The sequence below is a fragment of the Roseobacter sp. AzwK-3b genome (genome assembly GCF_000170875.1).
GTDB lineage: Bacteria > Pseudomonadota > Alphaproteobacteria > Rhodobacterales > Rhodobacteraceae > Roseovarius > Roseovarius litoreus.
Window position 1 is genome coordinate 34174 of sequence record NZ_ABCR01000007.1, and the last position, 26071, is coordinate 60244.

The window sequence follows — 26071 nt, forward strand, 5'->3', positions numbered from 1 at the left end:
AGGACTACCTTCAGGAAAGGCTGTCAGACTACATCCGGAGCTTGGCGGCCGCGTTCAGCAATCCACTTTTGCGGTTGAATCGCCAGATCCGCATTCACGATGACCAGACAGGGGAGGACGCCTGATGGCCTTCGCGACAGAAGATGACCTGGAACAGTGGGCCCTGAGTGAACTGCAGAGCATCGGGTTCACCTACCAGCACGGGTTGGAGCTCTCGCCTGAAGTAGAGGATCCGGTCCGGCAGAGTTATCACGACACGTTGCTGCTACCCCGGCTCGACGCCGCGATCCGGCGCCTGAACCCGACACTTCCTCCTGAGGCGGTCCAAACGGTGCTGAACCGGGTCCGCGATACCGAATACGCAGGCGACCTGATCTCGGAGAACCGGCGCATCCACGGCATCCTGGTGGGCGGGGTGCCGGTAACCTGGTTCGAGGGGAGCGAGGAGCGGAACGCGATCGCCCGTCTTGTCGACTGGGAGAGCGAGGAGAATGACTGGCTGGCCGTCAACCAGTTCGAGGTGGTCGGCCAGACCGCCCGGCGGCCTGACATCGTGCTCTTCCTGAACGGGATGCCGCTTATCTTGATCGAACTGAAGGGGACCGAGACCGGGACCCTGAAGGGGGCCTACAACCAGATCGAAACCTACAAGGCTCAGATCCCCGCCCTGTTCCGGACCAACGCTTTCTCGGTCATCTCCGAGGGCGTGACGGCTCGGTACGGGTCGCTCTCGGCGAACCTGGACCGGTTCATGCGCTGGCGCACCGTTGACGGGGAGACGCTGGTCGAGGATGGGACCGATCTGGCTCTGCAAACCCTGATCCACGGGCTGCTCGCGCCAGCCACGATCCTGGAGCTGATGCACTACTGCATGGTCTTCGAGGACGAGGGGAAAGGCCCGATCAAGAAGATCGCCGGGTACCACCAGTGCCACGCGGTCAGGAAGGCCGTCAGCGCCGTTCTCCGGGCTCGAGACCTCGACGGTCGCGGCGGGGTGATGTGGCACACACAAGGCTCCGGAAAATCGCTCCTGATGGCGTTTCTGGCGGGCCGGCTCATGCGGCACCCTGATCTGGAGAACCCGACCGTAGTCGTCATCACGGACCGGAACGATCTGGACAACCAGCTCTACTCCACCTTCGGGCGCTGCGAGGTGCTGTTCGGGGAGGCCCCGGAGCAGGCCGAGGACGTCCCGGACCTGCGCCGGAAGCTCGACCATCGGAAGGTAGGCGGGGTGATCTTTGCCACGATGCAGAAATTCCGCCCCCAGAAAGGCGAAACGAGCTTCGGTCAGCTAACGGATCGGTCAAACGTGATTGTCTTCGCGGATGAGGCGCACCGGAGCCAGTACGGGTTCGAGGCGAAACTCAACGCTGAAACCGGGGAGACCCGGTACGGGTTCGCCCATCACCTGCGCGAGGCGCTGCCGAACGCGGTCCATGTCGGCTTCACTGGCACGCCGATCTCCCTGGTCGGCGCGGACACCCAGGCGGTCTTCGGCGAGTACATCGACGTCTACGACATTGCGCAAGCGGTCGAAGATGGGGCGACCGTGCCGATCTACTACGAGGGCAGGGTCGCAAAGATTTCGCTCGGTGAGGAAGCGGGCGACCTGCTCGACGCCGAATACGACGAGATCCTCGAGGACGCGGAGGACGGCGGCGCAGACCTGGACGAGGAGACCCGGAAGACGATGACCCGGAAATGGTCCCGGGTCGAAGCACTCGTCGGGGCCGCGCCGCGGCTGGACAAGGTGGTTGAGGACATTCTCCAGCATTTCGACGCGCGGTTCGAGGCAATGGACGGCGGGAAGGTGATGATCGTCTGCATGTCGCGCCGGATCTGCGTGGAGGTCTATAACCGGATCATCGCAGCGCGGCCCGACTGGCACTCGGATGACGATGGGGCTGGTGAGGTGAAGGTCGTCATGACCGGGGCGGCGCAGGACCCGGCGGAGTTCCAGCCGCATATCCGCTCGAAGGCGCGGCTTGAGACGCTCCGGACCCGTTACCGGGACCCGTCCGACCCGTTCAAGCTGGTGATCGTCCGGGACATGTGGCTGACCGGGTTCGACGCACCCTGCATGCACACGCTCTACACGGACAAGCCAATGAAGGGGCACGGGCTGATGCAGGCGATCACTCGGATCAACCGGGTGTTCGGGGCGAAACCCTCCGGGCTCGTGGTCGATTACATCGGGCTCGCGGCGGACTTGAAAGCGGCGCTGAACCATTATTCGAACGCGGACCGGAAGCAGACCGGTATCGATCAGGGGGAGGCCGTTCATGCCCTCCTGACCCAGCTCGACATCATGCGGTCCATGTTCCACGGCGTAGACTACATGTCGGCGGTTCAGGGGACCCCGCAGGAGCGGATCAAGATGCTCCCGGTCGCGATCGAACACGCTCTGAACCTCAAGGTTGATGGGGAGACCCCCAAGGACAGGACCGAGTCGAAGAAACGGTTCATGAAGGGCGTTGCAGGACTGGTGAAGGCGTTCCGGATCGCATCAGGGACCACGGAGGCCGATGAGGTTAAGGACGAGGTCGGGTTCTTCACCGCCGTGCAGGCCGCGATCCGGAAGATGGACGCTGGTTCCCGGTCCGGCCGCAGCGTGGACGAGGCCGATCTGGCGATCTCTCAGCTTCTGAACCGGGCCGTCACCTCGACCGAGGTCATCGATATTCTCGAGGCAGCGGGAATAGACCGGCCCGACATCGGTGTGCTGAGCGAGGAGTTCCTTCTCGGTCTGAAGAACAACCCCCATAAGAGCCTCGCGGTCGAGGCGCTGAAGAAACTCCTGAACGGCGAAATCCGGACGCGCACACGCACCAACAACACGAAGAAGGAAGCGTTCTCGAAGCGTCTGGAGGAGGCGCTGGCCCGGTACCATAATCGCAGCGTTGACGCTCTGCAGGTCATCCAGGAGATGATCGCGATCGCGAAGGCGCTTCAAGAGGAGCCGGAGGATGGGCTCTCGCCCGAAGAGGTCGCGTTCTATGACGCGCTTGCGACGAACGCGAGCGCTGTCGAACTTATGGGAAATGAAGAGCTTCGTATCATCGCGACCGAGTTGGTCATGACGGTCCAGCAGAACGCTCGAGTTGACTGGTGGCGACGCGATGACATCCGGAAGAAGATGCGGGTCAGTATTCGTCGCATTCTGCGCAAGCACGGTTTCCCGCCGGATCTCCAGTCTGACGCGATCAAGAAGGTCGTTCAACAAGCAGAGGTATTGGCGCGTGAATTTGCCTGAAGAAACTGTCGATGGTGACCGTAGCATAAGTCTATCCGCTCTGCTGGCTGATGCGCGCCGTCGCCTTGTGGAAACAGGGACGCGCAACCGACTTATCCACGTGAACCGTTCAGCCAAGCGGTCCAATTCGCTGGACATTGATGGCGAACGGACCGCCGACATCTTCGATATTCTCCGAGTGCAGGGACAGCGGATGCGTTTCCTGGCCCGAGATGAAGAAGACGCTGACGATGAGGGTGACAGCGAGGGCCTACTGTTATCCGTTGATGACGTCGGCTCCGCTGATCGGGCCGCGCGATACCAGGACCAATACCTTGAAACGCGATTGGGTCAGGAGGCCCTGCAGCGTCGATTGCTGCGCTTGTTCAAAGATGCCCGCACGTCCGAGGAAGAGCAGGGTTTCAACATCCTATACCTCGCGATGGGTTTTCTGCGCTGGTACGAGAGCGATAGCTCGCAGACCCTTCGAGAGTCCCCACTCATCCTGCTTCCGGTCGAGCTGGTCCGGGATGACCGGAGAGCGACGTTCAATCTGCGCGCACGGGATACCGAAATCGTAACGAATTTGCCGCTTCAAGAACGGCTGCGAGCGGATTTCGGGTTCGAGTTGCCAGAGATTGCCGAGGACGAAACATTCGCTCCTGAGGCTTATTTCGACGATCTGGCCGAGCGCATTGCGAACCGAACCCGCTGGTCGATCGATCGAGATGGCATGCAGCTTGGCTTCTTCTCGTTCTCGAAGCTCTTGATGATGAGAGACCTCGAGCCAGAACACTGGCCAGATAGCGCATTTGAGGATCACCCGGTTCTCGGTGGACTTCTCGGGGGTGGGTTCGAACGGTCGGAGCCGCTTTTCTCTCCGCAGGAGCCGCTTGATCCTCGGCTAGCCCCTTCTGATCTGCTGCATGTTGTGCCAGCGGACGCGTCGCAAACCCGCGTGATCGAGGAAGTTCGTGCGGGGCGCAATCTCGTCGTCCAAGGGCCGCCGGGAACAGGCAAGTCGCAGACGATTGCGAACATCATCGCGGGGGCTGCCCATGACGGTAAGACTGTGCTTTTCGTGGCAGAGAAAATGGCCGCGCTGTCGGTCGTGCATGACCGGCTGCAGAAAGTGGGGCTGGGTGACCTCTGCCTCGAGATCCATTCACGTGCCGCCAACAAGAAGGCATTCCTTGAAGAACTCGCGCGAACCTTGAGTGCTGGGCGAGCAGCACAGGAGATACCGGAACCGCCAGATGCCCTGCGCGAGGCACGCGATAAGCTGAACAGTGTAAGTGCGCTGCTGCATGATCATGTCCCTGGCCATGCATTCACGCCGTATCGGGCGATGGCGGAAATTGCACGGTTTGTGGGAAAGGAACTGCCGCCCCCCAGACTGGTGCGTGACGGGTTGGCCGCTCTTGACGATGCCACCCGGCAAAATCTTGCGGAACGTGTGGCAGCCTATGCCGACCTGCTTGAAACATCGGGCCCTCGGCAAAGCCATCCATTCGCGGGTGTTGGCTCAACGAGCTTGCAGCCAACCGACCTGCAGCGGCTAGAACCCGAATTAAGCCGAGTATCAGAGGCGATAAAGCAGCTGCAAACGACGGCCTCGCAGGTGGCAGCGTTAACGCACCAATCCGAGCCGAGTTCATTGCCTGACTGCATCAGGTTGCGAGACCTTCTGCGCGCGGCGGCGGAAAGGCCGGAAGATGCCCAAGACGCGACCTCGGTGCTGCTATCGCGAGCGAGCGACCCCCGCCTTCAGGAAGCCATTGGCGCAGGGCGTGCGTGGGCAGAGGCGCGCGAAGCAGCCGACGCGCGTTTTGCAGAGCCGGCGTTTGGGATTTCTGCAGATTCGTTGCGCGGTCGATTGGCACCTGGGGTTGGTTCGTTCTGGGCACGGCTCTTCGGGACTTATCGCGCGGCTAGCAAGGAGCTCGCGACTGTCTTGACCGGCCCACTGCCCAGCGCGCCTGAAGACCGCCTTCAGCTTGTCGACGAACTGGTGGGCGTTCAACGGCGCCGCAGAGAGCTGGCCGATGAGGAAGGTTGGCTCAAAGAGGCCCTCGGGGCTGCGTGGCGTGGCGAACGTACGCATTTCAAAGCGCTCTCATTCCAGGCTGAATGGCTTGGTCACATGGCAGAAATCGACCCGTCCGCTGATGCTGAGAGCATTGAACGGATTAGCGCCGCGGCAGATCGCGAGGCGGAATTGACCGCCGCTTTGGATGGCTTGGCCTTGGTGTTGGATCCGCTGGTGGCACGGCTTGCGATCAAGTGGCCAGAAGGTGATGGCATCGCCATCAATACACTGGCGCAGCGCATCGAAGCCATGCGCGTTGCCCTTGATCGTTTCAGCGAGTGGGCGCGCCTCACGCATCTTTCTGGTGAATTGGAAAGCAACGGCCTCGAGTCTCTGATCACGATGTTAGACGCGTGTGAGCTTTCACCTGACAAGGCGGTGGACGAGTTCCTCTATGCAACCGCCGAAGCCCGCTGGGAAGCAGCCCGCGCCGCGCTCCCTCGCCTCAACGAGCTGGCTTATCTTGATCGGCACGCGCTGGTGGAGGCCTTTCGCGGGCTCGAAGCTGCGCGCCTTGCCGAGACCCGGCGACTTGTTCGTGCGAAACATCTGGCGCAGCTGCCCACAGGCGCTGCCGGTCAGATGGGTTTTTTGCGCGGGGAAATGGCCAAGAAACGGCGGCACCGGCCGATCCGCCAAATGATGAAAGCGGCCGGGCAGATGGTGCAGAGGATCAAGCCGGTCCTTCTCATGAGCCCCATCTCAATTGCCCAATATCTGCCGCCGGGGGCTGCGGAATTCGATCTGTTGGTGATCGACGAGGCCAGCCAAGTCCGGCCCGAAGAAGCGCTGGGCGCGATTGCGCGGTGCCGCCAGATCGTTGTGGTCGGCGATCAGAAACAGCTTCCGCCCACGAGCTTTTTTGATCGGATTGCTGGATCTGATGATGCGGAGTTGGATGAGGAAGCCGAAGAGGAAGTCCGTACTGCGACTGCGACGGAGATGGAGAGCGTCCTGACGCTGTGTGAAGCCCGCGGTCTGAACCCAGCTATGCTCGAATGGCATTATCGGTCGCGCGATCCATCGCTCATCATGGTCAACAACGCGGAGTTCTATGATCACCGTTTGATCCTCCCCCCGTCGCCGGTTCAAAACGACCCCGACTATGGGCTCGCGTTTCAGCGCGTGCCAGGTGTTTACACCAGCCGGTCTAGGGGAACAGGGCGACCTGGTACCAATCGGATTGAGGCTGAGGCTGTCGCAAAGGCGGTTGCCGAGCATGCGCGGACGCGTCCAGACCTTTCCCTCGGCGTGGTTGCCTTTTCAAAGGCACAATCCGACATGCTGACGGAGGTGCTCGAAGTGACCCGGCGCCAAGACGAGATCCTCGACGAATTCCTGCGCGAGGGGCGGTCGGAGGATGTCTTCGTCAAGAACATCGAGAATGTGCAGGGCGACGAGCGCGATGTAATCTTGATTTCGGTCGGGTACGGCCCGGCCGAGCCAAATGGGCGACTTACGTCCATGTCATTTGGGCCTGTGAATGGCGAGGGCGGCGAGCGGCGCCTGAACGTTCTCTTCTCTCGCGCCAGGACCCGTTGTGTCGTCTTCTGCTCGTTTGATCCCAACGACATAGACACCAGTCGGACCAGCCGTGATGGGCCGAGGGTTCTCAAGCGATTCCTCGAGTTTGCGCGCAGCGGGCAGATTGCTCAGCCGCAAGTGACAGGTGAATTGCCTGACAGCCCGCTCGAGTCCGACGTGGCCGATGTCATCGAGCGTCTTGGCTATCCTTGCGATCATCAGGTAGGGGCTGCTGGCTTCCGGATCGATCTGGGCGTGCGGCATCCCGAGCAACAGGGCTGCTACATCCTCGCTGTTGAATGTGATGGCGCCACTTATCACTCCGCGCTCTGGGCGCGCGAACGTGATCGTCTTCGTCAGGATGTCTTGGAAGGGCTCGGCTGGCGCTTCCACCGGATCTGGAGCACCGATTGGTTCCACCGCCGTGCGGCGGAAATCGATCGCCTGAGGGTGGCTCTTGAGGCTGCCGCTCTTGCCGAAGGACCGGCATTTTCTGGTGCAAATACGGGTGGCCGGCGCGCGCCTGTTGCGGAAACGGCGCCAGAGCCTGTGGCAGAGGCGGTCTTGCCGCCACCGCCCGAGCTCAGTGCGCCAGCTTATTTGCCATCGAATTTCACGGTGAACATGAGCGTCGAACCACATGAAGCACCGATGCACCTTTTGGTCGACTTGGTGACCAGGATTGTGACGGCGGAAGGCCCAATCCATAGAGAGCTGGTCGCGCGCCGGGTTGCGGCAGCATTTGGTAAGTCCAGGACCGGAAGGCGCATTCAAAATGTGTCAGATCAGGCTCTGGACCGCGCAGCCCGATCCGACAGAATTTTTATTGATGAAGATTTTTCCATGACGAGTGCCCAACGCGATAATTGTCCCGTGCGGGATCGGTCGGAAGAAGGTTCACCGACCATGGCTGATTTTCTTTCGCCTCTTGAGATACGAGCTGCTGCGGCCCGCGTGATCGAGGAAAGCGGAAACATGCCCCAAGAGGACCTGGTCGTTGCTACGGCACGTATCCTTGGTTTCGCAAGAACAGGCTCAGATCTCAGGAAAAAAATCAAACAGACGCTATCGGAGGGTCAGCAATGATGCAAATGTATCATCATTTTTCTGATCGTTACAGATGCTCGGACTGCTCTGATGTGTAGTAGCCTGCACGTTTGAATACGGCGCGATGGCAATATGCGGCTCCAATCATCAATCTTTGAGGGCTTCGAATAAATGACTGAAAAACATCGCGAGGAAAGCATGACTCAGGGAAAAGAGCGCATGTCGGCGGATGAAGCAAAAGGGCTGCGTACCGCCAAAGAGTTGGAGGGGCACTTGGCATGGCTCGATACATTCACGTCTGCCGCTTTGGGCGTTCTGGCCACTGCATCGGGCATTTACACTTATCTCGGTGTTTCGTCACTGCTTGAAGATACGGGGGCAATGAGCTTTTTTGCTGCTGTTTCGTATTCGATTGCAGTATCAGTCGGTATTTTTGTTTTCTGGAGCTATATGCTGCGGCTATTGCCGTCGATGCGTAGTGCGGCAGGGCTGATCGGTCTTACAGTTTCCACATTTGTTGGGTCGCTTGCGATTGTGGCAATGTCGAGCTGGTTAAATGCTGCTGCGTTGGCTGGGTCCGCAGCCGTAGAGCAGCATCTGGATATGACTGTGCGCGATTATCAGTCGGCGCTTGAGCAGGCGCACGATATTGCTCTTTCAGGTCAAGCGCTTGGCCGGGAGGTGCAAAGAGCACGCGAAACGTTTGAGGCGCTTGCTGATCAAGAGGAGCTATGCCCAAAAGTTGGTGACGGCCTTGGTCAGGCGGCGACTTGAAGTTGCTTGATGCCGTCTTTGAAGACAACCCCCTGAATGACCTCGGGCAGACGGTTTGGCCCTGAGATTTTCCGCCACTTCTTCTTGGCTGACATCATCAGTCTGAAGACCATGGCGAGGGCGGTTTTGCGGTTCAGGCAGCCCTTGGTTTTCCGGGTGCGATTGCGGACCGTGGCGAAGACGCTCTCGATCGGGTTCGTGGTCCGGATGTGCTTCCAGTGCTCAGCCGGGAAGTCGTAGAAGGCCGTATCCGTCCGGTGTCCCTGCTCTGACGTTGTTATGGAGTGCCTGCTAGATGTCCACCATCGATAGTGGACATCTTGAGGTTGGCGATGGCGGGCAAGAAAGGGCAGAAGAAGCGGGTCTGGTCGGACGAAGAGAAGCTTTCGATCTGCGCGCAGGCGCGGGTTTCCGGGGTTTCGGTTGCGCAGGTTGCACGGCGCTACGCGATGAACACCAACCTGATCCACAAGTGGCTCCGCGATCCGCGGTTTTCATCACCTGACGAGGTTGTGGAGTTGCCCGCGGCTGAGGGCACAGGGTTTCTTCCGGTCGAGATTGCGGGTGTGGTCCCCGCTCCAACGGCCCCCATTTCGGCTACCCGTTCGACAGGTTGCGTCACTGCGCAGCGCGTTGATATCACGTTGTCGGATGGCCGACGGATACTGGTGGAGGGTCCGACCGCGCTTTCGGCGATCGTGGCGCTGGTCGAAGGACTGGCGCAATGATCCCGGTGCCGAGCAACATGCGGGTGTGGCTGGCGGCCGGCGTGACGGATATGCGGCGTGGCTTCAACACGCTGGCCGCGCAGGCCGAACAGGTTCTGGCCGAGGATCCGTATTCCGGCCATATGTTCGTCTTCCGGGGTCGTCGGGGCGATCTTTTGAAGATCATTTGGTGGGATAGCCAAGGGGCTTGTCTGTTCACCAAGCGGCTGGAACGGGGCCGGTTTGTTTGGCCGGCGGCCAAGGCAGGCAAGGTCAGCCTGAGCCCGTCGCAACTGTCGATGCTGCTCGAAGGGATCGACTGGCGAACACCGCAAAAGACTTGGCGCCCCATGGCCACGGGGTAAGCCTAAAGCTCAATAAAACATGGGCTTGAGCGCAGTTTTGCGTTCCCTCTGATGGGCTGATCTGGTAAAGATTGCCCCATGCTGGACGCCTTCAAATCCCTGCCTGAAGACCCTGACGAGCTGCGAACCGTCAGCGAGCAGATGGCCCGGCACATCCAGTCTCAGGCCTACCAGATCGAGAAGCTGAAGGCCGAGCTTCACGGACATCGCAAGGCGCGCTTCGGGTCGAAGTCAGAGCGCATGGATCAGCTGGCGCTGGACCTGTCGGAAGATGACGAGATCGCGCAAGCCGCAGAAGATCAGACCGCCGCGGCGGTGCCAGGCGACACTGAGGGCGCGGCCACGCGCGCTAAGCGTCAGCACAGCCGCAAGCCACTACCCGACCACCTGGATCGGGAAGATGAGGTCCTGTCGCCTGGTGAGGCATGCGTGGGATGCGGCGGCGCCCTTCGCCAGGTGGGCGAGGACATCACAGAGGAGCTGGATTATATCCCCGGTCACTTCGTGGTGCGGCGGTTCATCCGCCCCCGCATGGCCTGCACCTGTTGTGAAGCCTTCGCCCAGGCTCCGTTGCCGTCCCGTCTGATCGAGCGCGGACGGCCGGGCCCCGGCCTCGTCGCGCACGTCCTGGTCGGCAAATATTGCGATCACCTGCCACTCGATCGGCAGTCCCGGATCTACGCCCGTGAAGGCGTCGATCTGCATCGCTCCGCGCTGAGCGACTGGGTCGGGCGTACCACGGCCTTGCTGGAACCGCTGGCCGAGCACATCGGCAAACTGGTGCGCGCGGGTCCCGCGCTGTTTGCGGACGACACCCCCGTAAAACTGCAGGTGCGCGCCAATACGACGAAGACCAAAACCGCGCGGCTCTGGAGTTACGTACGAGACGAGCGACCGTGGTGCGGGACCGCGCCGCCTTGCGCCTGGTACCAGTTCAGCGTCGATCGGAAGGGCGAGCACCCGGCCAACCATCTCACGGGCTATACCGGCACGGTCCATGCCGATGGCTTTGCCGGGTTCAATGGCCTGTTTGGCAAGGGTAAAGCGGACGAGCAGGCCTGCATGGTCCATGTGCGCCGCAAGTTCGTCGACGAGGTGGAGCGCACTGGCTCGCCCATCGCCCAACACGCGATCAAGCAAATCGCAGAGCTCTACGCTGTCGAGACGGAGGCACGTGGGAAGGGCCCGGAAGAGCGGGTGGCCCTGCGACAGGCCAAGGCCAAGCCGATCTTCGACGAGTTGGAGCTTTGGCTACACGCGCAGCTGCGCAAGATCTCTGGCAAGACCAAACTGGCCGAAGCCATCCGCTATGCCCTGAACCGCATGCCCAAAGCCCGCGGCTATCTCGACGACGGCCGCCTCGAACTCGACAACAACACCTGCGAGCGGTCGATCCGCCCCATTGCCCTCGGCCGTAAGAATTACCTGTTCATGGGGTCAATCGGCGGCGGAAAAGCAGCCGCCATCGCCTACACGCTCATCGAGACCGCAAAGATGAACGATGTCGATCCCGAAGCATGGCTGACATGGGTCCTCCAGCGCCTACCTGATCACAAGATCAACCGTATCGACGAACTCATGTCGTGGAAATGGCAGGCCGAAAACTGAAACCGCGCCTCCACCGGACGGATACATCCAGGTTGAGTTCACCGCCTTTGTTTTCTACTTTTGCAGTCTCGGGGTCGCCTTCCAACGCCGAACTGAACCGGGTTTCGCCCCGGCTCTCAACGAAGCAGAGGCCTCTGGTTGTGAACCCTGCGGTTGCTTGGCCCCATCACGTCGATTGACAGTGTTTTCCGCAAAATCTAGGGTGATCTGGCCGAGGCTGTCGGCTGGGCCGCTCCGGGCTTCGCTTACTCGATCAGCCGCCACCGACAACAAAGCCTCGGCACCATCATCCATTGTCACGTCGTAATGATACTTGCCATAGGCGCTCTCGCGCCCAATTGCATTTAGATCATATGATGGTCCGTCAATCTCAACGGTTGCTTACACCTTGTGAAAGATCAGTTGCTCAGCGCCAGGCTTTTTATGCTCGTTACCTCCGCGCAGGATCAGCCCGCCAGGTGTTTTAGTGATGTTGCTCATATCCACATAGCCCCGGGAGGCTTGGGCTTGCGACGGAACCGCTTTCGTGGGCCTGTCAGGCCTTCTTCTAGGGCTTGGCCCCATTGGCGGAAAGCGTCGGCGAAGTTGGAATAACGGTCGTGCAACGGGCGCTCGGTGAACACGTCGTGGCGCTCGTTGTAGGCCTTGCGATAGTTGTCGAGGGCCGCGATGCCATCGGCGCACTCGGTGGCGTCCATGAACACCTTGCCGCGCATGGCCAGGCGCGTCTGGTTGATGCCAGTCAAGACGTTCTGGATGCGAGGCACCACCTCGAAGTGCAGGTTCGGCAACATCTCCTGCAAAATCTCCAGCGCGCTCTTGCCGGTCTGCAAGCTCTTGTTCTGCGCGTCATGCGGCAGGTAGTGGCGGCCGCCCATTACGTTGAAGCCTGAGTTCTGGAGGTACGTGGCATAGTGGTCGAGGCTCTCGCCACTGTTCTCGTATGCACGAATGAAGCGATGCTCGCCGGCGATCTGTTGATGAAACCAGATTGCCGTGGTGTCGTTCCAGCCGAGATCCCAGAACGTGTTGACAGGCTCCGACGGATCATAGGGCACCGAGCGGATGCCGCCGCGGTTCCGCATCTCAGCCATTTCGTTGGCGTAGTAGGCCCCATGCACCCTGCCTTGGCGCCACAAGCCCATGAGAAGCGCGTCACGCTCGTCTGGGGGCAGCTGCAACAGGGCCTCGCGATAGCCGGTCTCACTCAGGTGCGGGTTCTCGGACAGGCGGGCCGGGATGAATGTGCGATAGGAGGTCGTGATACGGCGCATCTCAGCGTCAACAGTATCAATGGGCACGCGGGTGGCTTGACCGTCCTCCTTGATCCCCCAACGCTCCATCACCCAGCCTTGGCCCGGTCCATCAGGGTTGGTGGTGGCACGGATCAGACGGGGAAGCGTCGGATCGGTGGATCGGCAGCGTGAGAACAGGTAGAGGTAACACACATCCGTGGGCCAAAGCGTCAGCTCATCAAAGCCGATATAGTTCCAGGCGCGGCCGCGATACTTGAGGCGATCCGCATCGTTTTGCAGGTAGCCAAACTCGATCTTGGCGCCGGATGGGAATGTCCAGATTTTCTCGGTCTGATTGAAAGACGCGCCGTGAGCGATATCCGGGTATATTTCTTGCGATCTTGAGATCAGGTCGCGCAGCTCGGGGAAGCTACGGCGAAACAGTATTGCGCGATGGTTGCTGTTTTCATAGCCGCCCTCTTGCGCGCATAAAGCGTCGATCAAAAGAGCGTCCGACTTGCCGCCTCCTGCCGCGCCACCATACAAGACCTCAAAGTCTGAACACGACAAAAATTCCGACTGCTTTTCGGATGGGGCCCAGACTGGGTTGATGGTATGGGTCGAGCCATCAAGCATCAGATTCATCGCCCAGATAAGTGATGATTTCTTCCGGCGTCATATCGCGGGTGAAGACTTCTTTTGCCTTACGCTGAGGAACGATGAGCACATTCACATTGCCTTCGGTCTGGATCGGCCCACCGTCCTTACCGGTGTGCTCTTTGCGCTCGACGAACGCCTGAACATCGACATGCTTGGCAATAAGTTCCAGCCGCTTGATCCGATCGGACAGCCTCAGCTTGACCGTCTCCCCAACCTTTTCACCCTCTATGGTGTTTTCGTAGACGTCATGCCCGGCAATCAGTCCTTGGCGCCAGATCAAAGGCCATTCATGTATGGTCTTGATTGCACCGGCCTTATCGTACAGATCCGCCAGGTCTGCGGTGACCTCATCCGCAAGGCGGCGCAGCACCCAATCGGCATTGATTTCGGTTCTTTCTGCGCGCTCTGCTTTGGCGGTTGCGATAGCATCTGCAATGTCAGGTTTTGACAAGTTTTCGGCACCGACCTGTCGGGCAGTCTTCTTGCTGTACCCAGCCCGAATAGCGGCCTGTGTTGCGTTGAGATCGATCAGGTATTCCTCAACAAAGCGCTCCTGCTTCGCCGTCAGCTTGGTCTGATTGCTGGCATTACCCTGCGCGCTCATTGTCCGAAATCCACATGTTGCTCATTAAGGAGTTTAATATTGATATATATACTACATGTTGTGCCGCGGTGAAAGGTTTCACTATTGCGGAGCGTAAAGCAAAGCCCGCCGAACTTGTCTGCAAGGCTGGCCTCAGCAGCGCGGCTTGTGGCATCCCCTCCTGTCGGCAGGTCACTGTAGGCCATGTGGCAGATGGGCTGGGGAGGCGGATCAGTTTTCCCGTGCTCCTCTCGCCACTTTCGAAAATTGTTCTTTGCCAAGCATCCGAATGTCGGCCTTCGTCTGACGCACTGTTAAAAAACGCACCGTAGAAGCACCGGAAGAATCCGGCTAGGAAAGATCAGCCAAAACACCGACACTGCAACCGTCGCGAATAACCTCGCCACCATGGGCGTGTGCGCCGGAAACCGTCGCTAGCGTAGAAATGATTGTGATCACAGGTGATAACGCCGTCGTTGCTTGTGATACCGTACGGGAACACCGGCCATATGCGATCAGGTCATTCTGTGATGTAATGCCATTCGTCTTCATTCTTCTTCCGGGCTGTTGGGCTGTTCTTGATCCGGCGCAGTGCCGTCTCCGAGGTTGCCTCTGGGGCTGAGAAAGGGCGCAACGTGGCAGCCCTCGCTCCCCTTCTCAGCAAATCCGGCGCTTGCAGAGGGCCAAGGTTTCGAATTGATGCGACCAGCTTCGCCAAAATCGGCCTTCGGCTGGCTTTCCAAGAGCATCGCCAGATCATCAAAAACCGACGTTCGTTTATATTCCTGTTTTCCCGGCAAATTCTGCCCCATACCGCCGGCATATTTTGCCCCACCTCTCAGGTTGTATCGATTGCTCATGTTTCGCTTTCCAAGGCCAGTGCGCACCGTGCGGCGGATTGTTTTGACGAGCCCGAGTCGCTCAAGCTCTCGCAGCCCATCCCGGGCGGCGCGCTCTGATATTTTCATGTCAGTCGCGATGGTCGGGATCGACGGATCGCAGCGCCCGGTTTCTTGGTTGTGGCGGTTTGCCAAGCACAAGAGCACCAACTTGGCTGAATTGCTCATCTTGTGCTGGCGGATCGCGTCGAAGGCGTTTTGCAGCGCGGTAATGCTCATTGCGGCGCTCCTATAAGCTGCATCAGTGTCTTGCGTTCGACGACCTTAATCTGCTTCAACCGTGCCAGCTCATAGACTGGCAAATGGCCTTCGATTGCCTCGCTCAGCATGGTCCGCAACTTGTCAGGCGGGATCGCATCACGCTCGGCGGCGCAATCATGGGGCCAACGCTGACCCGCAGTGGCCTTGCGCTTGCCCGGCCCGTATGGCGTCCTCCCGTGCGCAGCGCGTACATCCTTGATCGTACCGCAGTCATCGCACGTGCATCGCGCTAGTTCCTGACCTCGCGAACCCTTCATTGCCTCTATCATCTGTCTTCCTCTCTGCTGTTGTCTCTGCCGCCATCCTGCCGATGGTTGGGGGCTGGGTTCAAAGCACACTTCCCCCGTCGTCGGGAGAAGCGTGCTATCCTGCCGACCGTCGCCGGGCTTGGGACATACACACACTGCGCTACCGGATAGCTCTGTTCTTGAGCGGGGCATGGTGAGCCTTCTACCCCTTCGCCGGCGCTTCCATCTCACGGGGCCATCGGGTGCCAGCGCAGCAACATTCCGATGGGTCCGATATTCTTTACGGCGATGCGGGCGCATGCCTCGGGTCTCGTGTGGGCAAGGCATCTGGCGTCGTGTTGCTCGTTCGCTTCCGTCCGTCACCGTCCGGGGGCTACTGTGGGGAGCCTATGTTGCAGGCTTTCGGCGCTGCGTCGGGGCCTTGCCATCCCCATGCCGCTCAGGCCGCCACAACACGCTTATGGCCTGAGTGTGCCCGGACGACGCGCCGGGCGCTGATCCCGTCAGGGCGGCTTGGCGCTGGCGGTGACTTTTTGAATGAACGCCTTGCGCTCAGCCTCGGTGAATGTCTCCCAAAGGGCCATGAACACCCGCTTTCTGGCGCGGTGTGCGAAGGTCGCACGCTGGATCCGCTTCAAGGCGGCCGCCCCGAATATCTCAAGCTCCATGGGCGTGGCCACGTCCGCCCAAAAGGCGGCGTCCTCGCGCATGTTGCCGAACGCGGCATAGCCAGGGGCTCCACCACCCACGGTATCCAGTGCCGCGCACAATGCCTCGCCCAAGGCCGCTTGCCCGCCAGGCACACGATCCGCGGCGTCGATCGCAGCCATAAGGGCGCGGCGCATGGCCAGCATCGACGCCTCTTGATCTGCTCTTTGTGGCGTGGTGATCCGGGTCTGCGCGGTCATCTTGCACGCCCCTTCTTACGGAAGCGCTTGATTTCACGATCAATCAGCGCGTCAGCGTGAGGATCAAGGGCCGGGTTTACCGGAGAATGGAACCAGCCGGCGGGCAGCTTGTTATTCGGATACACCCCCCGGAATACCCCATAAGCCCACTTGCGTGCGTGCTCCTCGCCCTTGCGTGTGCTGGCCATGGTGTAACGCAATGGAGCTTCCCATACTCGGCGCGGCTCCTTGAGGCAGTCAGCGCGCAGGCCATCGCGGGGCTGCATCGCCGCCGCTGCCATATCGAAGGCTTGCAGCTCGCCATCCTTTACGACCACGTTCGACCGTGCCGGCTTTTCCCAGCCGCACGCCATGCAAACATTCCCCCTCAGCGCGCCGCTGCATTCCTGGCAAACCACCTTTTCGCGCGTCTGCTCATTGCGCTCGCGAGGCTTACTGTCCTGCTTTTCGGACTTATCCAGATCGCCGACGCCATGCTCCCAGACCTCGTAAACATCCAGCGCAAACCGTTCGACGTTGCCGCTGTGGTCGAGCCACAAAGCCTTGTCCTTTCCGCTTTCGGCATGGGTGCGCATCACCCGCCCCATTTCTTGCATGTGGCTGCTGAGGCTCTTGCGGTAGGGCTTGCAGGATATGCCGATCCGCACCTCTGGCACGTCAAAACCGCGCGTCAGCACCCCGCAGGATACGAGCCCCTGTATTGTGCTGTCTGGGCGCCGAAACTTGCCAATCTTCTCGCGCTGCTCTTCATCGGTGCGGTCCATGTAGCTGACCTGCTGGAAATTGTAGCCCGCCGCTGCAAACGCTTCGCACAGCTTGCGCCCATGCTCCACGGTAGGGCTAAAAACGATGGTCTTGACCGGCCCGCCGAAATGCTCGTGCGTCTTGGCCTCCCATTCCGAAACCACGTCCCCAATGATCTCGATCCCGGCGCTGGTGGCCCCTTCATCACTGAATTCGCCATAGCTGTTCAGCCCAAAAGCGGCATCTTCGGGCGACTTGGCAACGTAGATCGTCGGCTCTATCAAGTGTTCTTGCTCGATCAATTGCCGCGTCGGGATGACGTTCACAATCCCGTCGTATTGCTTCCCTATGCCCTTGGTAAACGGCGTCGCGGTCAGCCCGATAACAACCGCTTTCGAGTTGGCCTCGATAAATTCACGCGTGTTTTTGTAGAGGACATGGCATTCATCGACGATGATAAGATCAGGATCACGCGGGAGGCTTCGACGGGCCAAGGTCTGGGCGCTGCACACCTGGACGTTCTCACGGGGCGCCCATCTAGGATGATCGCCCTGAACAACACCATGCGGTATGCCGTATTCATCAAAAACCGCGCTGGTCTGGTCCACCAACGCCAGCCGATCAACAATGAAAAGCGTGTATGAGCCCCGTTCGGCGGCCTCGCGCAGCATGTGCGCGCTTGTCAGGGTCTTGCCCGCGCCTGTAGTGGCGCAAAGGATTTGCCTCCGCAGCTTGCGTCGGATCCCGTCTCGAAGGGCCTCGATAGCTTGCGCCTGATAATCCCGCAGACGGATTTCCTTGAAACTCTGAGGCTGAAACAAATCATACATGGCGGTCCATAACCTCCCTGTAGGCTTCACGCTCCGCCACCTCGCGGGGCTGGTGTCCTTCAAACTCTCGGATTGCGGCGCGTTCCTCCCAATCGGGAAGTAACGGCCAGACTTCCGCGCATACCTTCCGCCAGTTCCGACGGATCCATGCGATCGCATCAGGCGACAAACGCCCATTGCGCAGACGGAACCGATACCCGTCCTGGATTACGTCGCCGCCATGGGCTTTTATCCGGGACAAGATCGCCATCAGTTCAACGGCGTCTCTTGCATTTCAAGCTGGCGGCGGAGCTTCTTGATTTCGTCGCTCTGGAAGTTGACCCGGCGCTGCAACTTCGCTGCATTGGCCAAGGCGGTATCGCGTGCGCCTTTGATCGTGGCTATCTGCTGGAGCTGCTGGCTGACCTTTGGGCCAAGATCACGGCTTTCAGCCATGTCCTTATATTCAGCAGACAGGGCCTTATATTTCTCCTGCCACTTCTTCAATTCGTGTTTCATTTCTATGTGTGAAAGACGCAGTGCCACCCAATCATCTTCTTGAGCCTTATCTGTCAGCTTGCGAAATTCACGACGCAGCTTTTGAATATGCTCTGGCTCTTTTTCTGCTGGTGGCTCTGGGTCTGCGGCCGGTGGGGCGGGGTCAGGCTCTTTGGCCTTCTCAGCCACCGCGTCAGCTTCCGCGTCGGCGCCGATGCCCTCAGGCTTCGGGTCTTGCAAGGTGTCGCGATCTTCGTCAGATTTAGACTTTTTACCGATGTTGGCGGTGTTCTGGGTGTAGGTTTTCCCGCCGCGTTCGACCTTGCGCTCGTCGCTATCTGTAAATTTTGACAGATGTGCGCGACTGATCTCTCCGCGATATTTGGCCACAGTTGGCGGCGAAACCCCACACTGACGGGCAATTTCACGGTCCGACCATTGTGACCACTCTCCATCCTCCAGAAGGGTCATAACCGCTCGGCGCTTGTCAGCGTTGGTACGGCGAAGGCCATGAGTCGAGTTTGCACCGCAGGAGTGCAGGATCGCCCGGCGGCGGTCGCCCTGGCGCACATCGGCGGGGACCTCTTTCCTGCCAACACGCTTCCACGCCTCGACACGGTGGAACCCATCGGCCAGCCAATAGTCTTTGCCATCGTAGTAGACGACAATAGGCGGAAAAACGGTATCCGGGTCCGCCAAAGCCTCGGCGTATTCAGCGACGGTATCCTCGTTCATTTCCGCGCGAGACTGCGTGCCCCCGTCGGTGCGGATTTTCGAAATCTCGATCATTCGACTGCTCCTTTAGATTCGTTCTCTCTTGTTGAGCGCGAGACAGAAAATTGACTAAATGGACGACCTTTGACCGGCAGATCATCTGAGTGCGGTGACTTTGCGGGCGCGATCGCAGCCATGCTCACGATCCGCCCCCATTCTGGAGGCTGGACCAATCGGGAGACTGGTTAGATCCTTGATTGGCTTCGCCAGCCGCGCGAAACGCTGCGACTGATTTCTTCATGTCAAAGCGTGTGAGCCCATTCACTTTGACGGGGGGCGGGATGATACCCTTCTTGACCAAGCGCCACACGGAGCTGGGCGAAATGTCCAACGCAAACGCCAGTGCCTTATCTTGGCCAAAAACCTTCTCGACGGGGCTTTCGGGAATGTTGTTCATGCGGTGTCACTCCATGATGTGACACCAGCCTAAAACGAACGATTATCCCTCTTCTGCATCCAATTGAATTATGTCCGACCTTCAAGGCGACGCGCGAAACGCTGCCCTAACTCTCTGTCTTTAAGCAATATTTCAGATTTTTTGATTTCGCCAATTAAGCGTCGGACGATCACATTATAGGTCTTGGGGGCCTCCTCCAAGATAGCGCGCGAGACCGGGTTTTTTACATCCATGCAGCGCGCCAAGGCTTCTGCAACAGCATCTGCCGCGCTACGTCGTGGGCTGTTTGTCTTGCGGCTAAGCCGTAGGTTCATTTTCTCATCTGCGCCTAAACTCTCAGCGATGCCCAATAAAAATACGGTCAATCTTTGGCCACGGAGTGCCGTAGGTCTGCCTGGCCCTTCCGACGGGGCAAAGCGGCCAGTCAGCACATAACGAGCCTCTGACGATAAGACGTCAGATAGATCGATCAGACCTGTCAGAAGGGCAATAAGATAGAGATGGTCTTTGGAGTATGTTCCAAAATCCCCATCTTCTCCAAGATCCTCACTGGTCGTATCGGCTAAGATCTTGATCTCTTCTTTGGTGAGCCGGGATAGCGTCGGGTCGATCCAATCCGCTTCTTTTTGCAAAATAGACTCTAGCTGAGACCGTATGGTTTTGAACCCATCATGTGATCTTAGAAGCCGCGCTTCCACATCATCATTAGCAAGCTTAAAAAAGCTGTCATGACTAAGGGCTATTTCAATCTCGATTATTTGAGGCCATATTTCGTGATTTTGGAAAAGACTGGGTCGCCTGCGTATAATGGTGACCATCGCATCTTTCAATTCAGCAAAAGATTTCTGCAACTTTTGCACTCGCTCCAACACTTCATTATCGGACATGCGCGATTTACCTGAAAACCGCGTTCCAGAGCCTAAGTGACCCTCGCGCGCAAGAAGGTGTCGCGCCTGCTTCTCAAGGATAGCAACAACTGCATCATACCGCTCTTTAGTTACGACAGATTGAGGCATGGTTTACTCCAGCGAAGATTTTGCCGTCACATATGCCATGAGGCGCTCAGCCAACTGCGCTCGCTCTTCTGACGTGTCACGCCGCCGATAACTTGCGTCTAGGCCTTTGAGTGAATGATCGCAGAAGGCATCGGCAATATGGTCAGGGATGGGCGGGTCGGTGATCCGGCAGAACTCTTTGATGGCGTTTCGAAAGCCGTGAGTAGTCAGGCTTGGATCAAATCGCTTGAGCGATTTCAGAACAGCGTTTGGTGTCAACCCGCCACGGCCCATAGGGCTGGCAAAGACATATTTTGTTTTGGCAGCGTGAGAGTCGTCTTCCTGCGGTTTCAGGGACAAAATCTTGTCCAGAAGAGCCTGCGGTAACCTCAAGGAATAGGCGCGCCCAGATTTCATGCGACCTTGGGTCGATTTGTCATCGCGCTCCGGAACCGTCCATACACCAGTTTGCATGTCGATATGTGCCCACTCAGCGTTGACGATGACACTAATGCGGTGCCCCGTGACCATCGCGGTGAGAACGGCAGCCTTGAGAGCCTCGCTGGTGTTCGTGGTTTGCAGCCATTCCCAGAGTTCAGGCATTTTGGAGGCCGGTAATGTGCCATGATGCTTTTTCTTCGTTATCCGCTTGGGAAAGCTGGCACGCGGTGGGGTCGGGTTCGCCTCACATAGCTCTTTAACAATTGCGAGTTCGAAAACCTTGTTGATATGCCCCAGGGCGTGTCCCGCCGTTACTGGAATTGAACGGAAAAGTGGCGCGAGCAGATCAAAAATCTCTCGTCGCCGGATTTCTGTCAAAGGTCTGGTCCCAATGACTGGGCTGACGTGCTGCTCATGTATCGCTCGGGGGCGGCGGCGGCTTGGACCTGCTTGCAGCGTAGGCTCGACATCCGCGAACCACTGCTGCCACATTTCATCATAGGTTAGAACCCTAACCAGTTCGCCAGACGCCAGACCGGAAAGGATTTCCCCACGCACGATACCATCAAGATCACTCGCCGTTTTTGCGTTAGCAAAGCCGCGCACCAATGCGGCCTTCCCAAAGCCTTCCTTCTTGAGCCGCTTTGCAACGATGGCAAGCTCCCGAGCCTTGGCGAGGCTTGTGTTGGGGTATTCGCCGATCTTAAGCCACGTCTCGGTTCGAAAGTAGAAAACCTTGCTGCCCGAGCGCCAACCTCTGATGTAGAGCCCATCGCGACCACCGGTGCTCCTGGCCTCGCCATCTTTGGATGGACGCCATTTTCGAATTGCAACATCGGATGAAAGAGGGAGGCTGGGCATGGAGATACAGATACATCATGGATACATAAATATCCTGCCATTTAGTGACACAACATGCAACCACATGACGTGAGCCTTCAAAATAACCAATTGTATTAAATGAACTTAAATGGCTTCTACCCCTAGATAAGTAGTTGAAAACTCCGTTCTTTCTTAAATGGTTTTGCTCCCTGTCTCTCCGCCATTTTCTAAGCGTCTCCTTGAATATCTTCCAATCAGGGCAGAGCGCGCTGCCGCGTAGCATGTGCATCCTGCTCGACTTCGTAAAATGCCGGGTGACCAAGCCCATGGCTCTGTTACACGGATCTTTGCGCCTACCATCCGTGTGGTGCCTGCCGCTGCCGACAGGGCAAAGTGCCCTGCCGCCACGCCACATGACGCTAATCTGCGACACTCTGTTCGAGCGATGCCGTGTCCAGCCCGGATTGATGGAGGATTTCATCCACCACGTCATCGACACCTGTTCCCTTGCGAAGAGATGTCATGAAAAATGGCCTGCCACCGCGCATTGCCATTGCGTCGCGCTGCATCGCGTCAAGCGACGCGCCGACATGCGGGGCCAGATCGATCTTGTTGATGATGAGAATGTCGGATCGTGTCAGCGCCGGGCCACCTTTGCGCGGAATGTCTTCGCCCGCGGCCACGTCGATCACATAGATCGTCAAATCGGCCAGTTCCGGACTGAAGGTGGCGGACAGGTTGTCGCCGCCGGATTCGATCAGGATGATATCGAGATCGGCATGCCGTGCCTGCATCTCGGCCACGGCTGCCAGATTGATCGAGGCATCCTCGCGGATCGCGGTATGCGGGCAACCGCCGGTTTCGACCCCCAGCACCCGATCGGCGGGCAGTATCTGCATCCGCATCAGCGCCTCGGCATCTTCCTGCGTGTAGATATCATTGGTGATGACGGCGATGGAAAAGCGCGTTTTCAGGGTCTCGGCAAGGCGCGCGGTGAGTGTTGTCTTGCCCGCGCCGACAGGGCCGCCGATCCCGATGCGCAGAGGGCCATTGAGAGTGGTCATGACTGAAAAAGCCTCGGTTGCTGGGTTTCGTGAAGCAGGGATGCGATATCCGACAGGAATGCATTGCTATAAAGGTCGCGTGCCTCGGCCTCGGCTGTCTCTTGCGCGATCCTCTGGCAGAGGGGGGACAGGGCTGCGAGCACGGCTTGTCCTTCGGTCTGACCCAGTGGACATATCCGCACCGCCGCAAGGATCAGGTTCGCAGCGAAGCTCTGCAGATAAAGAGCCGCCGCATCATATCCGTCGATCCCTTGGAGTGCTGCCGCACGCCCCACCGCTACGGGCAGCACCACATCCGGCAGGGTCAGGCCCCAGACCGCATTGGTCGTACGCACAAAGGCCGAGCCTTGTCGCTGCGCTTCGCGCTGTCGTTCCTGCGAGCACGCGAAGGCGCGCGCTTCCGCATCAAGCCTGAGGATATCCGCACACTTTTCGGCGCGATAAGCCCGCCAGAGAAACCCGGCGTCAGCCCGCCCCGAGCCGTGAGCCAGCACATCCTCCATCCAGAGCTGCAGGCTGCCGGCGTCATGCACCGCCCCTTGCGTCATCGCGGTTTCAAGCCCGTGCGAATACGCGAAGCTTCCAAGCGGATAGCTTGGCGACAGCCATTGCGACAGCGTCAAGAGGCCGGGGTCAATGGGCATGTGCGCTGGCCCCGTGGTCATGCCCGTGGGTGCGCCCGTGGCCATATGCGCCACCTTCGGGGGTGAAGGGCGCGCGGGCCGATGTCATGCTGGCACCCAGATGCTCCAGCATATGAGCGATCACCGGATCGTTCTGGATCACGAGGCGGTTCGCCTCGATCTGGCAGGGCGTGTGCCGATTGCCGATATGCCAGGCGAGCCGGGGCAGATCTGGGCCGGTGACGATCATCACCTCCTCGTCTGCGGCACGGATCACCACCCGGCTGCCATCCTCAAGCTCAAGCGTGTCGCCGTCATCCATTGATGTGCTTTGCGCCAGATCGACGATGAAATCGCGCCCGTCATCGGTGCTTAGACGTTTGCGGCGCAGAAAGCGCCCGTCGTAATCCAGCGTGCAGGTCTCGGCCGGTCCCGACCAATGGCCTTTCCGGATCAGGCGCTGTGCAATGGGAAGTGTCGGCATCTGGGTCCCTCAGAACATGAAATAGCGTTGCGCCATTGGCAGAACCTCGGCGGGCTGACAGGTCAGCAATTCGCCATCGGCGCGCACTTCGTAGGTTTCGGGATTGACCTCTATATCGGGCGTGGCGTTGTTCAGGATCAGGTCTTTCTTGCCGATATGTCGTGTATTGCGCACCGCAAGCGTGCGCTTGGCCAGCCCGAGAGAGGCGCCGATGCCTTCGGCTTGTGCGGCTTCCGAGACGAAGGTGACGGCGGAATGTTCGACCGAGCGGCCATAGGCGCCGAACATCGGCCGGCTGTAGACCGGCTGCGGCGTCGGGATCGAGGCATTGGGATCGCCCATTTGCGCCATGACGATGCTGCCACCCATAAGGACCATCTCGGGCTTCACACCGAAAAAGGCCGGGTTCCACAGGACCAGATCGGCACGCTTGCCGATCTCGATACTGCCTATCTCGTGGGCGATGCCGTGCGCGATGGCGGGATTGATCGTGTATTTCGCGATATAGCGGCGGACACGCAAGTTATCGTTCTCGCCGGTCTCGTCACTCAGCCTGCCGCGCTGTTTCTTCATCTTATCGGCGGTCTGCCATGTGCGGATGATCACTTCGCCCACACGGCCCATCGCCTGACTGTCCGACGCAATGATCGAAAAGGCGCCCATGTCGTGCAGGATGTCTTCGGCGGCGATGGTTTCGCGGCGGATGCGGCTTTCGGCAAAGGCCACATCCTCGGGGATCGACTTGTCGAGATGGTGGCAGACCATCAGCATGTCGAGATGCTCTTCCAGCGTGTTGACGGTGAACGGGCGCGTCGGGTTGGTCGAGGAGGGCAGGACATGGTCCTCGCCGCAGATGCGGATAATGTCCGGGGCATGCCCGCCGCCCGCACCCTCGGTATGAAAGGCGTGGATCGTGCGGCCCTTGATGGCGGCAAGGGTGTTTTCTACAAAGCCGCTTTCATTCAGCGTATCGGTGTGGATCATCACCTGCACGTCCAGCGCATCCGCAACCCCCAGACAGCAATCGATGGCGCCCGGCGTCGTGCCCCAATCCTCATGCAGCTTGAGCGCGCAGGCCCCGGCCAGGATCTGTTCTTCCAAGGCTGCAGGCAATGAGGCATTGCCCTTGCCAGCAAATGCCAGGTTCATCGGGAAGGCATCCGCCGCCTGCAGCATGCGCCCGATATGCCACGGACCCGGTGTGCAGGTCGTGGCCAGCGTCCCATGCGCGGGACCGGTGCCGCCGCCCAGCATCGTGGTCAGGCCGGAATGCAGCGCGTCGTCGATCTGCTGCGGGCAGATGAAGTGGATATGGCTGTCAAAGCCACCTGCGGTCAGGATACGGCCCTCGCCGGCAATCGCCTCGGTGCCGGGGCCGACAATGATGTCGACACCCGGCTGGGTGTCGGGGTTTCCGGCCTTGCCGATGGCGTGAATGCGCCCGTCGCGAAGGCCCACATCGGCCTTGTAGATGCCCGTGTGATCGACGATCAGCGCGTTGGTGATAACCGTATCCACCGCGCCCGCCGCGCGCGTGATCTGGCTTTGGCCCATGCCGTCGCGGATCACCTTGCCGCCACCGAACTTGACCTCTTCCCCATACAGCGCCGTGTTCGGCCCGGTGCCGCCATGAACCGCCGCACCCGCGCGTTCCGTTATCAGGTCGCGTTCGACCTCGATGATCAGGTCGGTATCGGCCAGCCTGAGCCGGTCGCCCACGGTTGGTCCGAACATTGCGGCATAGGCGTCGCGCGTGATCCTTGCTGGCATCAGAGATCTCCCATGACCTGTTGGTTGAAGCCGAAAATGCGCCGCGCGCCCGAGATCGGGATCAGGGTGACTTCGCGGCGCTGGCCCGGCTCGAAACGCACGGCGGTGCCAGCGGCGATGTCCAGACGCAGGCCGTGTGCCGCGTCCCGGTCGAAATCGAGGGCTGGGTTGGCTTCGGCGAAATGGTAATGGCTGCCCACCTGAACCGGCCTGTCGCCGGTATTGGCGACCATCAGAACGGTTTGCTCGGCGCCTGCGTTCAGCGTCAGATCGCCTTCGGCGGGGAACAACTCACCGGGGATCATGCGGGCACCTTCCTGAGATCGCGCAGAAGCGTCAAAGCCAGTACCGCAGTCCATGTCAGAAGCAGCAGCAGCGCAGCAGGCAGCCATGACCGCATCGCATCATCGAGCACGATGGGCGCGATATCCGCCACGGCGGGCATCGTGGCGGCCAGAAGAACGAAGGGCAGAACAAGGGGCAGCATAGGGATGTCTCCTTCTTTGG

The 26071-nt window shown here is 59.4% G+C and carries 22 protein-coding genes and 1 pseudogene; 6 read left to right on the plus strand and 17 right to left on the minus strand.

Annotation, left to right across the window (positions count from 1 at the left end; translation table 11 throughout):
• Positions 1-124: 124 nt before the first annotated feature.
• The 3 genes and pseudogenes from RAZWK3B_RS12980 to RAZWK3B_RS12990 form a co-directional block, all read left to right on the plus strand.
• Positions 125-3256 carry a type I restriction endonuclease subunit R gene (locus RAZWK3B_RS12980; protein WP_007815840.1) on the plus strand — a complete coding sequence of 1044 codons (3132 nt, stop codon included), beginning with the start codon at positions 125-127 and terminating at the stop codon, positions 3254-3256.
• On the plus strand, positions 3243-7934 hold the full coding sequence (locus tag RAZWK3B_RS12985; RefSeq protein WP_232279530.1) for a DUF3320 domain-containing protein: 4692 nt from the start codon (positions 3243-3245) through the stop codon (positions 7932-7934). The genes RAZWK3B_RS12980 and RAZWK3B_RS12985 overlap by 14 nt, the downstream gene beginning before the upstream one ends.
• Positions 7935-8093: 159 nt before the next feature.
• A pseudogene (locus tag RAZWK3B_RS12990) lies at positions 8094-8621 on the plus strand (hypothetical protein); the annotation flags it as partial.
• Positions 8622-8653: 32 nt separating this feature from the next.
• On the opposite strand, the gene RAZWK3B_RS21690 reads toward RAZWK3B_RS12990, so the two are convergent.
• Positions 8654-9100, minus strand: coding sequence for a transposase (locus RAZWK3B_RS21690; RefSeq protein ID WP_232279535.1), 447 nt, complete (start codon positions 9098-9100; stop codon positions 8654-8656).
• Here RAZWK3B_RS21690 and tnpA point away from each other — a divergent pair.
• The 3 genes from tnpA to tnpC all read left to right on the plus strand — a co-directional run bounded on the left by tnpA (position 9002) and on the right by tnpC (position 11349).
• Positions 9002-9397, plus strand: a complete 396-nt coding sequence (gene tnpA, locus RAZWK3B_RS13000; RefSeq protein ID WP_007815847.1) for an IS66-like element accessory protein TnpA — start codon at positions 9002-9004, stop codon at positions 9395-9397. The genes RAZWK3B_RS21690 and tnpA overlap by 99 nt on opposite strands.
• Positions 9394-9741: an IS66 family insertion sequence element accessory protein TnpB gene (tnpB, locus tag RAZWK3B_RS13005; RefSeq protein WP_007815849.1), complete on the plus strand. Its 348-nt coding sequence runs from the start codon at positions 9394-9396 to the stop codon at positions 9739-9741. The genes tnpA and tnpB overlap by 4 nt, the downstream gene beginning before the upstream one ends.
• Before the next feature lie 78 nt (positions 9742-9819).
• Positions 9820-11349: an IS66 family transposase gene (gene tnpC / locus RAZWK3B_RS13010; RefSeq protein WP_007815851.1), complete on the plus strand. Its 1530-nt coding sequence runs from the start codon at positions 9820-9822 to the stop codon at positions 11347-11349.
• A 476-nt stretch (positions 11350-11825) separates the two neighbouring features.
• Here the strand turns inward: tnpC and RAZWK3B_RS13015 are convergent, their stop codons facing one another.
• From RAZWK3B_RS13015 to RAZWK3B_RS13095, 16 genes are all read right to left on the minus strand, one after another.
• Positions 11826-13229, minus strand: coding sequence for a terminase large subunit domain-containing protein (locus tag RAZWK3B_RS13015; protein WP_007815853.1), 1404 nt, complete (start codon positions 13227-13229; stop codon positions 11826-11828).
• Positions 13213-13848: a terminase small subunit gene (locus RAZWK3B_RS13020; RefSeq protein WP_007815856.1), complete on the minus strand. Its 636-nt coding sequence runs from the start codon at positions 13846-13848 to the stop codon at positions 13213-13215. The genes RAZWK3B_RS13015 and RAZWK3B_RS13020 overlap by 17 nt, the downstream gene beginning before the upstream one ends.
• A gap of 527 nt (positions 13849-14375) precedes the next feature.
• Entirely contained in the window at positions 14376-14945 is a 570-nt protein-coding gene (locus tag RAZWK3B_RS13025) for a helix-turn-helix domain-containing protein (protein ID WP_007815858.1), read from the minus strand.
• Complete coding sequence (locus RAZWK3B_RS21470; RefSeq protein WP_198133289.1) at positions 14942-15244, minus strand: hypothetical protein; 303 nt, start codon at positions 15242-15244, stop codon at positions 14942-14944. Before RAZWK3B_RS21470 ends, RAZWK3B_RS13025 begins: the two co-directional genes overlap by 4 nt.
• Before the next feature lie 494 nt (positions 15245-15738).
• A complete protein-coding gene (locus tag RAZWK3B_RS13035; RefSeq protein ID WP_007815861.1) occupies positions 15739-16143 on the minus strand; it encodes a hypothetical protein in 405 nt (134 codons plus the stop codon).
• Positions 16140-17717 (minus strand): DEAD/DEAH box helicase, encoded by a 1578-nt coding sequence (locus RAZWK3B_RS13040; RefSeq protein WP_007815863.1) that lies wholly within the window; start codon positions 17715-17717, stop codon positions 16140-16142. The genes RAZWK3B_RS13035 and RAZWK3B_RS13040 overlap by 4 nt, the downstream gene beginning before the upstream one ends.
• A gap of 249 nt (positions 17718-17966) precedes the next feature.
• Positions 17967-18983 (minus strand): ParB N-terminal domain-containing protein, encoded by a 1017-nt coding sequence (locus RAZWK3B_RS20275; protein ID WP_007815866.1) that lies wholly within the window; start codon positions 18981-18983, stop codon positions 17967-17969.
• A gap of 124 nt (positions 18984-19107) precedes the next feature.
• Positions 19108-19365, minus strand: coding sequence for a helix-turn-helix transcriptional regulator (locus RAZWK3B_RS13055; RefSeq protein ID WP_007815868.1), 258 nt, complete (start codon positions 19363-19365; stop codon positions 19108-19110).
• A gap of 68 nt (positions 19366-19433) precedes the next feature.
• On the minus strand, positions 19434-20381 hold the full coding sequence (locus RAZWK3B_RS13060; RefSeq protein ID WP_157132255.1) for a hypothetical protein: 948 nt from the start codon (positions 20379-20381) through the stop codon (positions 19434-19436).
• A gap of 3 nt (positions 20382-20384) precedes the next feature.
• Positions 20385-21662, minus strand: a complete 1278-nt coding sequence (locus RAZWK3B_RS13065; RefSeq protein WP_007815872.1) for a tyrosine-type recombinase/integrase — start codon at positions 21660-21662, stop codon at positions 20385-20387.
• A 380-nt stretch (positions 21663-22042) separates the two neighbouring features.
• Complete coding sequence (gene ureG / locus RAZWK3B_RS13070) at positions 22043-22687, minus strand: urease accessory protein UreG (RefSeq protein WP_007815874.1); 645 nt, start codon at positions 22685-22687, stop codon at positions 22043-22045.
• Positions 22684-23331 (minus strand): urease accessory protein UreF, encoded by a 648-nt coding sequence (locus RAZWK3B_RS13075; RefSeq protein ID WP_007815876.1) that lies wholly within the window; start codon positions 23329-23331, stop codon positions 22684-22686. Before RAZWK3B_RS13075 ends, ureG begins: the two co-directional genes overlap by 4 nt.
• Positions 23321-23794, minus strand: a complete 474-nt coding sequence (locus tag RAZWK3B_RS13080) for an urease accessory protein UreE (RefSeq protein ID WP_007815878.1) — start codon at positions 23792-23794, stop codon at positions 23321-23323. Before RAZWK3B_RS13080 ends, RAZWK3B_RS13075 begins: the two co-directional genes overlap by 11 nt.
• Before the next feature lie 9 nt (positions 23795-23803).
• A complete protein-coding gene (ureC, locus tag RAZWK3B_RS13085; RefSeq protein ID WP_007815880.1) occupies positions 23804-25564 on the minus strand; it encodes an urease subunit alpha in 1761 nt (586 codons plus the stop codon).
• Positions 25564-25869, minus strand: a complete 306-nt coding sequence (locus RAZWK3B_RS13090; RefSeq protein ID WP_007815882.1) for an urease subunit beta — start codon at positions 25867-25869, stop codon at positions 25564-25566. Before RAZWK3B_RS13090 ends, ureC begins: the two co-directional genes overlap by 1 nt.
• Complete coding sequence (locus RAZWK3B_RS13095; RefSeq protein ID WP_007815884.1) at positions 25866-26051, minus strand: hypothetical protein; 186 nt, start codon at positions 26049-26051, stop codon at positions 25866-25868. Before RAZWK3B_RS13095 ends, RAZWK3B_RS13090 begins: the two co-directional genes overlap by 4 nt.
• Between the last annotated feature and the right edge of the window lie 20 nt (positions 26052-26071).

What these genes read in the sequence shown, in the direction of transcription:
- RAZWK3B_RS12980 (WP_007815840.1), top strand. Translation starts at nt 125, where the DNA reads ATGGCCTTCGCGACAGAAGATGACCTGGAACAGTGGGCCCTGAGTGAA.
- tnpA (WP_007815847.1), top strand. Translation starts at nt 9,002, where the DNA reads ATGGCGGGCAAGAAAGGGCAGAAGAAGCGGGTCTGGTCGGACGAAGAG.
- tnpB (WP_007815849.1), top strand. Translation starts at nt 9,394, where the DNA reads ATGATCCCGGTGCCGAGCAACATGCGGGTGTGGCTGGCGGCCGGCGTG.
- tnpC (WP_007815851.1), top strand. Translation starts at nt 9,820, where the DNA reads ATGCTGGACGCCTTCAAATCCCTGCCTGAAGACCCTGACGAGCTGCGA.
- RAZWK3B_RS13015 (WP_007815853.1), bottom strand. Translation starts at nt 13,229, where the DNA reads ATGAATCTGATGCTTGATGGCTCGACCCATACCATCAACCCAGTCTGG.
- RAZWK3B_RS13020 (WP_007815856.1), bottom strand. Translation starts at nt 13,848, where the DNA reads ATGAGCGCGCAGGGTAATGCCAGCAATCAGACCAAGCTGACGGCGAAG.
- RAZWK3B_RS13025 (WP_007815858.1), bottom strand. Translation starts at nt 14,945, where the DNA reads ATGAGCATTACCGCGCTGCAAAACGCCTTCGACGCGATCCGCCAGCAC.
- RAZWK3B_RS21470 (WP_198133289.1), bottom strand. Translation starts at nt 15,244, where the DNA reads ATGAAGGGTTCGCGAGGTCAGGAACTAGCGCGATGCACGTGCGATGAC.
- RAZWK3B_RS13035 (WP_007815861.1), bottom strand. Translation starts at nt 16,143, where the DNA reads ATGACCGCGCAGACCCGGATCACCACGCCACAAAGAGCAGATCAAGAG.
- RAZWK3B_RS13040 (WP_007815863.1), bottom strand. Translation starts at nt 17,717, where the DNA reads ATGTATGATTTGTTTCAGCCTCAGAGTTTCAAGGAAATCCGTCTGCGG.
- RAZWK3B_RS20275 (WP_007815866.1), bottom strand. Translation starts at nt 18,983, where the DNA reads ATGATCGAGATTTCGAAAATCCGCACCGACGGGGGCACGCAGTCTCGC.
- RAZWK3B_RS13055 (WP_007815868.1), bottom strand. Translation starts at nt 19,365, where the DNA reads ATGAACAACATTCCCGAAAGCCCCGTCGAGAAGGTTTTTGGCCAAGAT.
- RAZWK3B_RS13060 (WP_157132255.1), bottom strand. Translation starts at nt 20,381, where the DNA reads ATGCCTCAATCTGTCGTAACTAAAGAGCGGTATGATGCAGTTGTTGCT.
- RAZWK3B_RS13065 (WP_007815872.1), bottom strand. Translation starts at nt 21,662, where the DNA reads ATGCCCAGCCTCCCTCTTTCATCCGATGTTGCAATTCGAAAATGGCGT.
- ureG (WP_007815874.1), bottom strand. Translation starts at nt 22,687, where the DNA reads ATGACCACTCTCAATGGCCCTCTGCGCATCGGGATCGGCGGCCCTGTC.
- RAZWK3B_RS13075 (WP_007815876.1), bottom strand. Translation starts at nt 23,331, where the DNA reads ATGCCCATTGACCCCGGCCTCTTGACGCTGTCGCAATGGCTGTCGCCA.
- RAZWK3B_RS13080 (WP_007815878.1), bottom strand. Translation starts at nt 23,794, where the DNA reads ATGCCGACACTTCCCATTGCACAGCGCCTGATCCGGAAAGGCCATTGG.
- ureC (WP_007815880.1), bottom strand. Translation starts at nt 25,564, where the DNA reads ATGCCAGCAAGGATCACGCGCGACGCCTATGCCGCAATGTTCGGACCA.
- RAZWK3B_RS13090 (WP_007815882.1), bottom strand. Translation starts at nt 25,869, where the DNA reads ATGATCCCCGGTGAGTTGTTCCCCGCCGAAGGCGATCTGACGCTGAAC.
- RAZWK3B_RS13095 (WP_007815884.1), bottom strand. Translation starts at nt 26,051, where the DNA reads ATGCTGCCCCTTGTTCTGCCCTTCGTTCTTCTGGCCGCCACGATGCCC.